This is a genomic window from Rhizobium sp. FKY42 (assembly GCF_005222835.1).
Classification (GTDB): domain Bacteria; phylum Pseudomonadota; class Alphaproteobacteria; order Rhizobiales; family Rhizobiaceae; genus Neorhizobium.
Genome location: NZ_STGA01000044.1, coordinates 129,015 through 143,434, shown reverse-complemented (window position 1 = coordinate 143,434; position 14,420 = coordinate 129,015). Strand labels below are relative to the sequence as shown.

Here is a 14,420-nt window from a genome sequence, read left to right as displayed (position 1 = left end):
ACATGGGTGCGAGGGGAAGCACAGTTGCTGTGCGCGATGAGAGTTGCGTCAGCCATGACCTTTCCCCCGGCTCCTCTCGACTGAAAACCCGACGGTTCTGGATGCGAAGCAGCGGATGTGCCATCGCCGCTATTCTTCTCGTAACCCTCAGCTCAACCGCCCTCCTCGAACCGCTTTCGGATGTCGCTTCTCCCATAGGGCCAGAGCAGAAAAAGCCCGTTGTGCTGGCTCGTACACGGAGGCAGTCTGTTGCCAGCCCGAAGAAGGCTCGGCTGTGGATGCCCCGAACCGGACGGTCGGAAACGCTCGATCTTGTGGAGCGGATGGGAGACGGTTCGATCTCACAGACCTCTTATTTCGATATTTCTCTCGATCTGAATGAAAATGCGCCGAGTTCGTCGACCTCCAGCACTCCGGTGGTTGCGCAGGGGGCAGATTCGAGTGCAAGCTCGTTCGATCTGGTTCTCAAGGATGCGCTGGATGCCCGGCAATTGTTGCGCCATTCCGGGCTCGGCTATGCTGCGGATGCAACAAAGGCGGTACGTTTCGCTGACCAGTCCAATGTGACGGTGACCCCCGCGCAGGAGGCGATGCCTGTCAGGCGGGTTGTCTCCCTGCCGGTCCAGCCGGAACGGCTTCGCGATATCAAAGGTGTCATCGGAGTTTCCGAGCAGGATTTTGCCCAGCTCGCCTTTGGTTTGGGTGCCGATATCGTCCGCAAGGGCGAACAGCTCGACCTGATCATCGGTCAACGTCCTGCCCGGCCTGGGCTTTCGGAAATCCTGTTTGCGCGTCATGTGGCGGCAGATGGTCGGGAACGTCTTCTGGCACGCTGCGATGATGGCCACTTTCAGCTGGTAACCGATCACCGGCCCTATGACCGCATGGTGGCCGAAGCGCTGGCGCATCCGGCGGCAGAGGCGCGTTCCGGGCCTGCGCAGGCCGTGCCGAAGGATATCGCCGCATTGCAGGATGCTGCAGCCGATTATCCGAAGCTTATCGAGCATCTGGCGCGCAGAAACGTGCCAGTGAAGGTCAGTCTGCAGATCGTCCAGCTGTTGCGCGCCAATGGCATTCACTGGTCCAAAACGGCCGACGTACCGCAACTGGATTTCGTATTCCGCACAGCAGAGCGGGGCGAGCAGGAGCTGGTTTCCGTGACGCTGAAGGGCAAAGGCAGGGATCGCCGTTTTTATCGCTACGTTTCCGATAGCGGAAAACCGGAATTTTTCGACGATGCGGGACACTCGGTCTCGAAGACGCTGATGCACAAGCCCGTCTCCGCCGGTCAATTGGGCGACGGTTTCGGCTGGCGCGTGCACCCAATCCTCAGAACCCGCAAATTCCACAACGGTGTCGATTATCGTGCGCCCATGGGCTCGCCGATCGTTGCGGCGGGTGATGGTGTTGTGGTGAAGATCGGTTCCGAAGGCGGATACGGAAAATACATCCGCATCCAGCATGATGGCGGATATACCACGACCTATGCCCACATCGAGGGTACGCCGAAGGGGCTGACGGTGGGCGATCACGTGGCACAGGGGCAGGTCATCGCCTATGTGGGTTCGACCGGGCTGTCCACTGGACCGCATCTCTATTACGAACTGCGCGTCGGCGATACCTACAAGGATCCCACCAAGGTGGAGATGCCAGCGGGCACGACACTGCGGGGCAGGGCACTGGAAGAGTTCCGTCAGCAGATTGGCCGTGTGGAAACCATTGCCAGCACCATTCGTGCGACTGCCACATCCGTGGCCCATTCTGCAGCATCCGCTTTGACACCAGTCGGTGAGCGGAAATAGCCTCAGCCGATCAGGGCAAATTTGTCGACATCCACCATGCCTTTGTCCGATATCTTCAGGTGCGGGATCACCGGCAGCGGCAGGAACGCGACCTGAAGGAAGGGCTCCGTCAGGGTCGTGCCAAGGGCATAGGCAGCCTTTCTCAGTTCATGAAGAATGTCGCGAACCGTCTCGTAGGGTTCAAGGCTCATGAGGCCCGCCACGGGGAGGGCGATTTCGCCCGTCACCTTGCCGTCTTCCACCACGACGAAGCCGCCGCGGATTTCTCCCAGACGGTTGGCGGCAAGCGCCATGTCTTCCTCGGATACGCCGACGACGCAGATATTGTGGCTGTCATGCCCGACGGTTGAGGCGATGGCACCCTTCTTCAGGCCGAAGCCCTGCACGAAACCGTTGGCGTGGTTGCCATTCTTGCCATGCCGCTCGATGACGGCAACACGGATGATATCGTTGGCGAGATCCACCGTGCTCTGATTGCCGGAGGAGGGCAGGCGGAAGCGCCGATGCTCAGTGATGATCTTGCCCGGTAGGACGCCGATGACCGGCTGCTCCTCCTGCCGTGCGGGAACGGAGAAATCCGCCGCCTTCACGATTCGCGCCTTGACGCTATCCAAGCCCACAGGCGCAACCGGCTTGCGGGTTGCGAACAAATCGTCGTTCACGAGTCTGCCAGCCGAAAAAACCATCTGCGCCTTGCAGTTGGCCAAGTTATCGACCACCACAAGGTCTGCACGCCAGCCGGGTGCGATCAATCCGCGGTCCTTCAGGCCGAAGGCGCGTGCAGCGGAGATGGAGGCTGCGCGGTAGACGGCGAGCGGTTCGACACCGTGGGCAATGGCCGTGCGGATGATAAAATCCAGGTGGCCTTCCTCGGCGATATCCAGCGGGTTGCGATCATCCGTGCACAGCGCCAGGTGGGGCGACAGGCGCTCCGTGATGATGGGCATCAGCGCATGAAGATCCTTGGATACCGAGCCTTCGCGCACCAGAATGTGCATGCCCTTGCGGATCTTTTCCAAGGCTTCTTCGGCCGTCGTGCATTCGTGTTCCGTGCGAATGCCCGCCGACAGGTAGCCGTTCAGGCCAAGGCCGGACAGGAGCGGGGCGTGACCATCGATATGGCCGCCCTGAAACGCCTCAAGCTTTGCCATGCAGACCGGGTCCTTATGGATCACGCCGGGGAAGTTCATGAATTCCGCGAGCCCGATGACCTTCGGATGATGGCGAAAGGGCAGGAGGCGCTCGATGGGAAGATCGGCGCCTGCGGTCTCCAGATGTGTGGCTGGCACGCAGGAGGAAAGCTGGACACGGATATCCATGATTGTCTCAAGCGAGGAATCGAGAAAGAACTGGATGCCTTCGGTGCCGATGACATTGGCAATCTCATGGGGATCGCAAATCGCGGTGGTTACGCCATAGGGCAGAACGCAGCGATCAAATTCATGCGGCGTGACCAGCGAGCTTTCGATATGGAGATGGGTATCGATGAAGCCCGGCACCACGATCTGGCCGGAGATATCGATTTCCGTCTTTCCCCGATAGGCCTCACCTGTGCCGACGATGCGATCACCGCAAATCGCGATATCCGACTGCACGAGTTCGCCGGTGACGAGATCGAAAAAGTGGCCGCCCTTCAAAACGATATCGGCGGGCTCCCGCCCTGTTCCCTGATCGATGTAGGTTTCAAGGCGCATTTTCGCTGTCTCCTGGTCTTCTTGCAGTGCAAGGAGACTATAGCCGATTCACGATAATTGCGATGAGAATCGATGGCTCAGGCATGGCTGGGACAGGGCGGCCGGAGCCGCCCCGTCTTCAAACTTACTTGGCGGCAACGATCTTTCCGTCTTCCCATTTGAAAAGATCGAAAGTCTGGGAGGTCAGATCGCCGGTCTCGCCATAGGTGAGGTCGCCAATTGCGGTCGTGATCTTTTCACCAGACTTGAGGGCCTTGGCAACGGCTTGGGCGTCTTCTTTGGCCTTGGCCTTTTCTATGCCTGCCTTGAGGACCTCCACAGCTGCATAGGCATTTAGGGTAAAGGCTTCTGCCGGGATCTGGCGTGCGGCAAGCGCTTCGGTAGCAGCCTTGGAGTTCGGGCTCTTGGACGCATCGGAAGCGTTGGTGAACATGGTGCCAGCTGCAGCCTTATTGCCGATGCTCCAATATTCCGTGTTGGAAAGGCCGTCACCGCCGATGATCAGCGGCTTGATGCCGAGGTCGGCCAGCTGGCGGGCCAGAAGACCACCTTCCGGATGGTAGCCGCCAAAATAGATGACGTCGACATTTTCAGCCTTCAGGCGGGTCGTCAACGCGCTGAAATCCTTGTCGCCGGGAGTGATGGCGTCGTTGATGACTTCTTTGACGCCACCCTTGTTGAGCGTTGCCTTGAAGGCGTCCGCCAGACCTTTGCCATAGGCACCCTTGTCGTTGATGATGGCAATGCGCTTGTCCTTCAGACTCTTCAGCACATAATTGGCCGCAACTTCCGCCTGCTGGTCGTCGCGTCCGCAAGTGCGTAGCACCGTGGTCAGGCCGCGGCTCGTCAGGGCAGGTGTAGTTGCTGTCGGGGTGACCATGAGAATGCCGTTCTCGGCCAGCGCATCAGAGGCGGGCATGGCCACACCGGAGGTGACCGGGCCGACGACGAAGCGAATGCCTTCACCGATCAGCTGGTTGGCTGCCGATACGCCCTGCTTTGGCTCGCCCGCATCGTCGGCGACCTTGAGGACGACCTTTTCTCCCAGAATGCCGCCCTTCTTGTTGATTTCCGCGACAGCGGTTTCTGCGCCGTTCTTTACCTGGTTACCATAGGCTGCGACGGGGCCGGTGACTGGCGCAATGAGGCCGATCACGATGTCGGCGCGGGCAGTAGAAGCCATCAGAAGGCAGGCTGCCGTCGTTGCGGTCAGCAGGGTCTTGAGGTTCATCAGTTCTTCTCCTTGGGTCGAGCCAATGTGTGGCCCATCTGGCGACCGCGCTCTTCCGGCGCTCGTGTCCCGAAGGGGCGGTCCTCCGGCGCCAATACGAGTGGAAGTGCAGTCTTTCACCCGAGCCATTTTTGGCTTTCAGGCGGCAACCTTCTGTAGAAATTCGGAGGATCGAAAGCAAGAAAATATCAATTTCTGCGTAGAAAATGCGCATTTGCCTGCTGCGTAGGCTTCAGGCTCGCCAGAGTTCACCGATGAAGCTTGCTTTCGGTTGATTTAGAAAACTCGAATTTTTATGCCTTGATCAATTGGAGGGCGGTGTCACCTCAATGCTCAATCCGTCGCGGCTACAGCGCCTGACCTGCCGGGGGCCGGTGCCGGTGTTTTCAAGCGCGCGGCTTTGCTCCCAGGACATCCGGGTCACCGTGTCGCAATTGAAGCTGCCATCGGGCAAGCTCGGTTCATTTATTGGAGGCGGTGACATCGCCTGGCCTGGCACCGGCTTTCCCTCTGTGCCGCGGCCTGCATTGCCCCAATCGATCGTCCATGCGGTTCCAGTTTCCATCAATAGGAAAGGCAGGACGAAAAAGGTCAGGTGCTTGAAGCGTTTCACGGCACTCCCTTCCGATGTCAGGGTCGAAAGCGTTTTGAACTGCGACCAGTTCGGGCGCATGTGAGGGATCGTGATGAGTTCTTCATCTCATTCCAGGAACCCGAAAATGGACCCCGACAGCCGACTATCGACATCATTTTTCCTGCCTGTCGGATAGCGTTTCTGTTCCCTGCAGGCAAGATCAAGCCTGCGAAGGAGCATGCCCATGCTGCGTATCTACGAGCGTGACACAGATCGCCTTGTCCTGCGTGATCACTTTTCTGCTGGACGCAACCTTGGGGCTTATCAATCTGGAGCGGAGCCAGATCATCAAGATCTTCACGGTCGCGTCCGTCGTGTTCTTGCCGCCTACGCTGGTTGTATCCGTCTATGGCATGAACTTTCAGGCCATGCCCGAACTGCATTGGCAGTTGGCTTATCCCTGGGCCGTCGTCCTGATGATCCTGCCAGCAGCGCTGCCATTTCTGTATTTCAAGCGGCGCGGCTGGTTGTGACATTTTGGCGGGCGGAGGATTTGCCTCCGCCCGCATGCCTTGTCAAATATTGTTGTTCAGGATCGTCCGCAGCTTGCCGAAGATTTCGTCCATGTGATGTTTCTCTATGATCAACGGCGGCGACATGGCGATGATGTCTCCCGTCGTGCGGATCAACAGGCCATCCTCATAGGCCGCCAGGAACGCGTTGAAGGCGCGCTTGGTCGGCTCTCCGGCAATGGGGTCGAGTTCGATGGCGCCGATCAATCCGATGTTGCGAATATCGATAACGTTCTTGCAGTCCTTCAACGAGTGCAGTCCGTCCTCCCAGTAGGAGGCCATCTCTTGCGCACGGGTCAGCAGGCCTTCTTCCTTGTAGGTATCGAGCGTGGCGAGCGCTGCGGCAGAGGCAATCGGGTTACCGGAATAGGTGTAGCCGTGGAAAAACTCGATCAGATGTTCCGGCCCATTCATGAAGGCATCGTGAATTTCGGCGGTCACGAAGACAGCGCCCATTGGAATGACGCCGTTGGTCAGGCCCTTGGCGGTGACCATAATGTCCGGCTTCACGTCGAAATATTGCGACGCGAAGGGTGCGCCGAGGCGGCCATAACCGGTGATGACCTCATCGAATATCAGGAGGATGCCGTGCTTGGTGCAGATCTCGCGAAGTTTCTGCAAGTATCCCTTCGGCGGGATCAGCACACCGGTAGAACCGGCCACGGGTTCGACGATCACAGCCGCAACGGTTGATGCGTCATGCAACGTCACAATGCGTTCCAGTTCTGCCGCAAGATCGCCGCCATGTTCCGGTTCGCCACGGGTGAAGGCATTCTTGCCCGGCAGATGCGTGTGCGGCATATGGTCGACGCCGGTTAGCAGCGTGCCGAACATCTTGCGGTTGGCGACAATGCCACCGACGGAAATGCCGCCGAAGTTGACGCCATGGTAGCCGCGCTCGCGGCCAATCAGTCGGAAACGGGCGCCGTTCCCCTTGGCACGATGATAGGCAATGGCAACTTTCAGCGCCGTATCGACCGATTCGGAACCGGAATTGGTATAGAGCACATGATCCAGACCTTCGGGTGCGATATCGACAAGGCGATTGGCAAGTTCGAACGCCTTGGGATGCCCCAATTGGAACGCTGGCGCGTAGTCGAGTTCGCCAGCCTGCTCCCGAATCGCTTCGGTGATCTTTGGGCGGCAATGGCCCGCATTCACACACCAGAGACCTGCCGTCGCATCGAGTACCTGCCTGCCATCATGCGTTGTGTAGTGCATATCCTTGGCACTGACGAAAAGGCGAGGTGCCTTCTTGAATTGGCGGTTTGCGGTAAATGGCATCCAGAACGCCCGCAGGTCGTTCGGCACAGTGTTGAGGCGATTTGACATGAGGATCTCCATGGCCCCAGCAATTCCGGGGAGGCCATTCCCGACCTGACCTATGACAGGTCGGGCTGGAAGAGGAGGTTAACAATCGCTGTTCAATGGTCAAGCAAGACCTGGCGGAATGAACGCATGGACGTGGCGCTCGAGGCGTCGAGCTATCGCAGGAAGCTGCGATTGTGCCAATCCACCCGGTACAATCTTGACGTTCAGGAATCTTGTAGCCATGTTGGCTGCAAGAGCGGGACGCTGTACGCGTCCCACCACGCCGACATCCCCCGATGTCAGCGCTGTCATTGCCGCTCAAAAAAAATCAGGCAGCTGATTTCGCCGGTTCAGCTTCGGTGTACAGCGACTCGAGGGTCTCCAGAACCTTCATCACCGACTCAGCAGAACTCGAATAGTAAATCGTCTGCGCATCACGGCGGGTGTTGACCAGCTTCTGTGCGCGAAGCTTGGAGAGATGCTGAGACAGCGCCGACTGGCTCAAGCCAACCTTGGTTGCCAATGCGCCGACAGCAACTTCGCCCTTTACAAGGCAGCACAGGATCATCAGTCGCTTGGGATTTGCCATAGCAGACAGCAGGTTTGCAGCCGCGGCGGAATTCTCTGACAGTGACATCATTCTTGTTCCCTCAAGTCTTCCCCAGTTACGTTGTTATCTCCTAATGCGAGATAACAATGTAACTATAAAATACCAACTTCAGGCACCCATTGTATATCCCTAAATTCTACGTATCGAGTGCACACCTACTGGTAGGTCCTGATAAGTATGACATTTTAGGCGAATCAACTATTTAATCGCTTAACTGGCAAGATAAAACGTTAAATCTAAGTGTTTGATCATTGTCGACTATGCTGAAAAAGTGATAAATACACAACCAGAAGGAGAACCTAATTTAGGAAGGTGTTTTTCATGTGAATCTTTTTTCGACCGAAGAAATCATCCATGATTTCTTGCGCAACCCTGCCTGTAGCCCGGTCTATGCTCTGCCTACTAAATCCTGACCTTCGAGGCGGAAAGCTTTCCCGAAACCGCCATTTAAGGAGCCTGATTGCGGCATCAGGCGAAAAAAGCAGAAATCGGGAAGGTCGATATAGAGTTGGGCCTTCGGATGGCGGTTGAGAAAGCGATCTCGCAACGCGGAAAAATACGGGTGCTCACGCGCAATTTGCTGGGCCTGAGCCTGGACGCTGAGGCGAGGGTGGGCGAGTGGGTCCCCCCTGCCAGGTTCCCCTGCCAGAAACGAGCAGCGCCCATCTGTCTTCAATGCACCGGTGTGGGCTGCGAGTGCGGAGACGAGAATGAAAGGCACGCCGTCTTCATCGAGAGCAATGATCGTACGACTGATGCTGGGCCAGCCCGTTGTCGGCTCCAGAACGGAAAGCGCCACATGGGGTGCCTCTGAAATGAGCCGACGCGCCAGTTGGCGCGCCTCGTCATCTGTCGGGCGCAGGACGGAGGTTTTTTCGTTCATGACAGCGCCTCCCTGCGGCGGTGGCGAGTAAGCCCCGTGATCACCTCGTCTGCGGAAATGGAGCCGATGATTTCACCATTGTCTATCACGCCGATCACGCCTGGCTGTCGCGCCAGCGCATCGAGAATATCGACGAGCGGTGTTGCCGGCCTCGTCGTTCCGGTGATCGGCAGCGACTGAGATGGTCCCTGCGTGCCTGGCCGCATGATGTCGGCCGCCGTCAGCATCGAAATCGGATTCATGTTCTGAACGAAATCGGCAACATACTGGTCCGCGGGCGCCCTGACGATCTCCTGCGGCGTGCCGCACTGGATGATGCGACCACCTTCCATGATCGCGATGCGATTGCCGATGCGAAAGGCTTCATCGAGGTCGTGGCTGACGAACAGGATCGTTTTCTTCAGTCTCGCCTGAAACTCCAGAAGCTCATCCTGCAGCCGGGTGCGGATGAGAGGATCAAGTGCCGAGAACGGCTCGTCCATCAGCAGGATCGGTGCACCTGTGGCAAAGGCGCGGGCCAGACCGACGCGTTGCTGCATGCCGCCGGACAGTTCTCCCACCTTGCGGCCCGCCCATTTGGCAAGATTGACCAGTTCCAGTTGTTCGGCCACCCGGCGCTTGCGTTCTGCTTCCCCGACGCCCGCGAGTTCCAGACCAAATCCGACATTGTCTGCAACGGTTCGCCACGGAAGCAGGCCAAACTGCTGGAACACCATGGAGACCGTGTTCATGCGCAGATCCCGCAGCGCCTTGGCGGAACAGCGATAGGGGTCTACGCTTCCCTTGTCGTTCATCACGGTCACGCTGCCGCGGACCACCGGCGCCAGACCGTTTACTGCCCGAAGAAGTGTCGATTTTCCGGAACCCGACAGCCCCATCAGCACCAGGATCTCGCCCTCGCGAATGGTGAGCGATGCGTTGGCAACCCCCAGAACCTGACCGGTTTCCGCGCTGATCTGGTCGCGTGTCTTTCCCTCGTCGACGAGAGACAGCGCCTGTTGCCAGCGATCGCCGAAGACGATGTCGACAGCGCCGAATATGATTGCGTCGCTCATGCGCCTTCTCCATCGGTATCGGTGCGGAACATACGGTCCAGAATGATGGCGAGAATGACGATACAGAGCCCGGCCTCAAAGCCACGTGCGATGTTGACGGTGTTGAGAGCCCTGACGACCGGAACGCCGAGACCATTGGCGCCGACCAGAGCCGCAATCACCACCATGGACAGCGAGAGCATGATGGTCTGGGTCAGGCCAGCCATGATCTGCGGCATGGCGAAGGGCAGTTCCACCTTGCGCAAGACCTGAGAAGGCGTGGCACCGAAGGCAATGGCTGCTTCCGTCAACGCTCCCGGCGTTGAGACGATTCCGAGCCGGGTCAGGCGGATAGGAGCGGGAACCGCAAATATGACGGTGGCGATCAGCCCGGGCACCATTCCGAGCCCGAACAGGATGAGGGCTGGAATCAGATAGACGAAGGTGGGAATGGTCTGCATCAGATCCAGAATCGGACGCATGAATTCATAGAGCCATGGCCTGCGTGCAGCAGCGATGCCAAGCGGAATGCCGATCGCCATACTGACGGCCGTGGCAGCCAGAACCAGCGCGAGTGTTTCGGTCGTTTCCTTCCAGTAGCCCTGATTGATGATCAGCAGGAGCCCGAGACAGGTAAACAGTGCAAGGCCAATTGACCTGCGCAGATAGAAGGACAGGCCTGTCATCAGCGCCACAATCACCAGCGCATGCGGCCATTGCAGCAGAAACAGAAGAGCGTTGATAACTTTGGAGAGGAGGGCAGAGAGCTGGTCGAAGAACCAGGCGCCGTTCTGTGTCAGCCAGTCTACGAATTTCTTGGCCCACATTCCAATAGGAATACGGTGTTCAGTCAGGAATTCCAAAGGCTTCTTCCCGTGTTGAGTCGTCACGACGAAAGGGCAAGACGCCTGGGAGGCGCTAAACCCGGCGATGAAGCCGGCCGGGCAGGAGAGCCCAGCGCGGAAATGCCAGAAGCATGCGAGGCGGCCCACCGGGCCGCCTGACTTTGGTAGGCCGTATCAGAGGCCGAGCTTGGCCTTGACCGCAGCTAAGCCTTCCTTGCCATCCACGGTCGTCACACCGGCCAGCCAAGGCTCAACGGCCTTGCCATTCGCCTTGAGCCATTTCCTGGCAGCCGCCTGCGGCTCGAGCGCATCGTTGAGAATGCCGCCCATGATTTCGTTTTCCATGGCCAGGCTGAACTTCAGATTGGTGATGAACCTGCCCACATTGGGGCATTCCTTGGTATAGCCTGCGCGTGTGTTGGTGAAGATCGTCGCGCCGCCGAGGTTCGGGCCGAACACATCATCGCCGCCGATCAGATAGGTGAGCTTGAAATTCGCGTTCATCGGATGCGGCTCCCATCCGAGGAAAACAACGGGCTCCTTGGAGCGGTCGGCGCGGGCGACCTGCGCCAGCATGCCCTGTTCGGAGGATTCCACGACCTCGAAGGATTTGAGGCCGAAAGTATTCTTGGCGATCATGTCGAGGATCAGGCGGTTACCATCATTACCGGGCTCGATGCCATAAATCTTGCCGCCCAGTTCCTTGCTGAATTTCGCGATGTCCTTGAAGTCCTTGATACCGAGTTCAGCACCCTTGGCGTTGGTTGCAAGGGTGTATTTCGCGCCTTCAAGGTTGGGACCGAAGGACTCAACAGATTTGTCATTCAGGAAGGGCCGAACATCGTTTTCCTGCGTCGGCATCCAGTTGCCGAGGAAAACGTCGATATCCTTGTTCTTGAGTGACTGATAGGTGACCGGCACGGACAGAACCTGAACCTGCGGCTTGTAGCCGAGCGCTTCCAGGATCACCGATGCGGTTGCGGTCGTGGCGGTTATGTCCGTCCAGCCGACGTCCGAAAATCGAACGGAGCTGCAGCTTGCAGGTTCGGCGGCGAGCGCCTGACCGGATACCGCTATCAGAAGGCTGACAGATAGCGAGAGTTTCAGCGAGGTTTTTGCGTGCATTGAACTGCTCCGTTTTTTGGTTCCCCAGCATTATCAATATCTGACCTACGCAAGCAAGCTTGCCCAAACGCGCCGGAAAAGGCGGTGGATTTGCGACAATTGCAGCGGAGCGCGATTGATCTTGATCAAGGAGAGTTTTTGACGCCAGCGTATTTGGTTCTCCTGAAATTCAGAGGCGGAATTGCTCCGCCGGATAAACAGGAAACGATCATGACCAGTTTCAACAGAAGTCTTGCCGCCACAGCACTTGTATTCGCAGCCCTGATTGCAGGAACGGCGCAGGCCGCCGAGCACGAAATCAAGATGTTGAACAAGGGGGCTGATGGCGAGGCCATGGTGTTCGAACCCGCTGCGGTGAAGGTTGCCGTGGGCGACACCGTGAAGTTTGTACCCGTCGACAAGGGGCATGATGCGGCGACAGTCAAGGAATTGCTTCCCGAGGGTGTCGAGGAAACCAAGGGCAAGATGAACCAGGAGCTGGTTCTCAAGATCGACAAGGAAGGTGCTTATGTCATCAAGTGCACGCCACACTGGGGAATGGGCATGGTTGCGCTCATCGTGGCCGGGGAAAAGCCTGCCAACATTGAGACGGTGAAGGCCGCCAAGATGGCGAAAAAGACACGAGACAGGCTGGATGCCGAACTGAAGACGCTCGGCTTCTAAATTTACAGCGCACCGCCGTCTTGTGTCAGGCCGAGCTCTCTGTAAAAAACTTCAGCATGTGAGTGGTCTGCTGGAGTCAGTATGGAAACGCCAATGCAGAAAGCTGAGCCCATTGCGCCGGACCCTCTGGAACGGCGCATGCTTTCGCTTCGCGAAGGGCTGGAAACGGCGGTGCAGCAATTGGCAGCGGAAGCGCTGGACCCTGCAGCACTGGAACAGGTTGATATATGTCTGCTGGAATGGCGCTGGATCGAAAGCCATCTTGCGCGTCTTGCACAACAGATCGCCCGTCAAACCGCGCTTGCCATTGATGACGCATCAGGACGCAGACCATCGGCGACCGGAGATCTTGTCAAAAGATGGCTTCGCTCGCGACTGCAGCAGCGCCAGCACAGCGATCAGGAGACGGCGAAAGTTCTCCTGGATGGGCTTGCCGAAAGTCACCGGCTTCTTGTCTTGATCATACATCATCGTGAATTCCTGCAGCGACAACTGATCCTGCTGGAACAGGAGCTGGAAGAGCGGTTCACGCAACTGCAGTCGATCCCTGTCGGCAAGGGTGATCCGGCCGCTGCTATTTCAGTACGTATCGACGTGCTGCAGGATCTGGTCGACGGCGTGATCGACATGACGGCAAGCGCCAACCTTTTCTACAACAAGATCCTTGTGGATTCGGAAGCAAATATCCTTGCCCTGACATCGCTGGAAGCCGGTCGACATGCACGGTCCGACTTCGCGCTACCGCATTTCGATACCTTGCGCCAGCGAGCGGAGAGGGGGCTTTTGTCGGTTCGGGGCATCGCTCACCGCAGGGCAGTTCTCGACGAAGCGTTTCAACGCAAGCTGTCAACCACTCGACAAGCGGGCCATTGATGCTTACCTGAACGAAAACGACAGGAGAGCCATCGGGCATGAGTGCATTTTCAGCCTTTTTGCGACGCTCAGAGGAAACCATTATGCGAGGCGTGAAGCTCTTTGGCGCATGGCTTTTGTGGCCGATCATGGCTGCGCACGGCTGGTACCGGCAACGCAATCTGCTGATCAAGCTGCCGCTCGCCGCTTTCCTTGTTCTCTTCGTTGGTCTGTATGGCTATTTCGTATGGCAGACGCAGATGTGGAGCGGCTTTGATCCGAATTTCGTTGATCGCTACACGTTCCAGACACGCAATGTGGGAGCCGGACAGGAACTGCCCTCTTCAGTGCAGCCAGCCAGCCAGCCGACGACCGCTGCTACGTCTCCTGCTCCCGCTCAGCCGCGTCAATGCCAGCCGTCCGGCATTGTGGAAGTTGCAGCCGATCTGACGGATACCAACGTGAACCAGAACGCATGGATCTCGTCCATGCTGATGTACCGGCTCGGGTTCTTCGGGCTCGATTGGGATCGTACACCGTTTCTCGACAACAAGGCTGCGTTCCAGCGCGGCGTGAACCAGACCGTTCGCCGCACCGCCGTCGAACTGGTCGATTCGCTGGGCCGCGTGCGCGGCACATCCGGGATAAACGGAAACCTGCAGGATGCGCGCGGTAACCTTCAGTTCGACGAATATTCCTGGTACTTCGGTCTCCAGCCGTTTGGATTCAAAACGCCGACCCCCAGCTATTATCGTGCAGCCATTGACAGTCTTCGCAAGTTCAACGGCGATCTGGCCGCCTGCAATGCCGTTTTCGATGGCCGCGCCGACAATCTGGTCCAGTTCGTAGACCGGATTGCAAACGACCTGGGGTCAACCTCCGCGATCCTGCGGGAGCGTTCTGAAAACTACAATGGCGGATGGTTTGACGCGCGGGCAGACGACCGGTTCTGGTTCGCCTATGGCCAGCTCTATGGCTACTATGCCATCATGAGTGCGGCGGGTGCCGACTTCAATCAAGTCATTCGTGAGCGCAATCTGGGTTCGATCTGGAACGATACACTGGAACAGTTCCGCGGTGCCCTGAAGATTCGTCCTTTGATCATTTCCAACGGTGCGGAAGATGGGTTGATCATGCCGTCACATCTGGCGACGATCGGTTTCTACACCTTGCGCACGCGTTCCAATCTCGTGGAGATCAGAGCCATTCTCGATCGATAGGCGT

The 14,420-nt window shown here is 57.9% G+C and carries 14 protein-coding genes and 1 pseudogene; 5 read left to right on the top strand and 10 right to left on the bottom strand.

The window, feature by feature from the left end:
• Nucleotides 1-2 precede the first annotated feature (2 nt).
• Nucleotides 3-1,802: a M23 family metallopeptidase gene (locus E8M78_RS16895; protein WP_137136153.1), complete on the top strand. Its 1,800-nt coding sequence runs from the start codon at nucleotides 3-5 to the stop codon at nucleotides 1,800-1,802.
• Between the two features lie 2 nt (nucleotides 1,803-1,804).
• Here the strand turns inward: E8M78_RS16895 and ade are convergent, their stop codons facing one another.
• From ade to E8M78_RS16880, 3 genes are all read right to left on the bottom strand, one after another.
• Nucleotides 1,805-3,496 carry an adenine deaminase gene (gene ade / locus E8M78_RS16890; protein WP_137136152.1) on the bottom strand — a complete coding sequence of 564 codons (1,692 nt, stop codon included), beginning with the start codon at nucleotides 3,494-3,496 and terminating at the stop codon, nucleotides 1,805-1,807.
• 124 nt (nucleotides 3,497-3,620) lie between these two features.
• Nucleotides 3,621-4,727 carry a branched-chain amino acid ABC transporter substrate-binding protein gene (locus E8M78_RS16885; RefSeq protein ID WP_137136151.1) on the bottom strand — a complete coding sequence of 369 codons (1,107 nt, stop codon included), beginning with the start codon at nucleotides 4,725-4,727 and terminating at the stop codon, nucleotides 3,621-3,623.
• A 304-nt stretch (nucleotides 4,728-5,031) separates the two neighbouring features.
• Entirely contained in the window at nucleotides 5,032-5,400 is a 369-nt protein-coding gene (locus E8M78_RS16880) for a hypothetical protein (protein WP_137136150.1), read from the bottom strand.
• A 197-nt stretch (nucleotides 5,401-5,597) separates the two neighbouring features.
• On the opposite strand from E8M78_RS16880, the pseudogene E8M78_RS23870 reads away from it, so the two are divergent.
• Nucleotides 5,598-5,834: pseudogene (locus E8M78_RS23870) on the top strand (CorA family divalent cation transporter); the annotation flags it as partial.
• A 42-nt stretch (nucleotides 5,835-5,876) separates the two neighbouring features.
• Here the strand turns inward: E8M78_RS23870 and E8M78_RS16870 are convergent.
• The 7 genes from E8M78_RS16870 to E8M78_RS16840 form a co-directional block, all read right to left on the bottom strand.
• Nucleotides 5,877-7,205 (bottom strand): aspartate aminotransferase family protein, encoded by a 1,329-nt coding sequence (locus tag E8M78_RS16870; RefSeq protein ID WP_137136148.1) that lies wholly within the window; start codon nucleotides 7,203-7,205, stop codon nucleotides 5,877-5,879.
• A 99-nt stretch (nucleotides 7,206-7,304) separates the two neighbouring features.
• The gene (locus E8M78_RS16865; protein WP_137136147.1) at nucleotides 7,305-7,496 is read right to left on the bottom strand and encodes a hypothetical protein; all 192 of its coding nucleotides are present in this window, start codon (nucleotides 7,494-7,496) and stop codon (nucleotides 7,305-7,307) included.
• A 16-nt stretch (nucleotides 7,497-7,512) separates the two neighbouring features.
• A complete protein-coding gene (locus tag E8M78_RS16860; protein WP_062553942.1) occupies nucleotides 7,513-7,824 on the bottom strand; it encodes a metalloregulator ArsR/SmtB family transcription factor in 312 nt (103 codons plus the stop codon).
• 358 nt (nucleotides 7,825-8,182) lie between these two features.
• Nucleotides 8,183-8,677 carry a HugZ family protein gene (locus tag E8M78_RS16855; protein ID WP_137136146.1) on the bottom strand — a complete coding sequence of 165 codons (495 nt, stop codon included), beginning with the start codon at nucleotides 8,675-8,677 and terminating at the stop codon, nucleotides 8,183-8,185.
• Complete coding sequence (gene choV / locus E8M78_RS16850) at nucleotides 8,674-9,732, bottom strand: choline ABC transporter ATP-binding protein (RefSeq protein WP_137136145.1); 1,059 nt, start codon at nucleotides 9,730-9,732, stop codon at nucleotides 8,674-8,676. Before choV ends, E8M78_RS16855 begins: the two co-directional genes overlap by 4 nt.
• Nucleotides 9,729-10,574, bottom strand: a complete 846-nt coding sequence (gene choW, locus E8M78_RS16845) for a choline ABC transporter permease subunit (RefSeq protein ID WP_137136144.1) — start codon at nucleotides 10,572-10,574, stop codon at nucleotides 9,729-9,731. The genes choV and choW overlap by 4 nt, the downstream gene beginning before the upstream one ends.
• 156 nt (nucleotides 10,575-10,730) lie before the next feature.
• Nucleotides 10,731-11,681: a choline ABC transporter substrate-binding protein gene (locus tag E8M78_RS16840; protein WP_137136143.1), complete on the bottom strand. Its 951-nt coding sequence runs from the start codon at nucleotides 11,679-11,681 to the stop codon at nucleotides 10,731-10,733.
• 210 nt (nucleotides 11,682-11,891) lie between these two features.
• Here E8M78_RS16840 and E8M78_RS16835 point away from each other — a divergent pair, with 210 nt between their 5' ends.
• The 3 genes from E8M78_RS16835 (at nucleotide 11,892) to E8M78_RS16825 (ending at nucleotide 14,416) form a co-directional block, all read left to right on the top strand.
• Nucleotides 11,892-12,344 (top strand): pseudoazurin, encoded by a 453-nt coding sequence (locus E8M78_RS16835; RefSeq protein WP_137136142.1) that lies wholly within the window; start codon nucleotides 11,892-11,894, stop codon nucleotides 12,342-12,344.
• A 93-nt stretch (nucleotides 12,345-12,437) separates the two neighbouring features.
• Complete coding sequence (locus tag E8M78_RS16830) at nucleotides 12,438-13,217, top strand: hypothetical protein (RefSeq protein ID WP_137136141.1); 780 nt, start codon at nucleotides 12,438-12,440, stop codon at nucleotides 13,215-13,217.
• An 83-nt stretch (nucleotides 13,218-13,300) separates the two neighbouring features.
• Nucleotides 13,301-14,416, top strand: coding sequence for a DUF2333 family protein (locus E8M78_RS16825; protein WP_246658376.1), 1,116 nt, complete (start codon nucleotides 13,301-13,303; stop codon nucleotides 14,414-14,416).
• Nucleotides 14,417-14,420 lie beyond the last annotated feature (4 nt).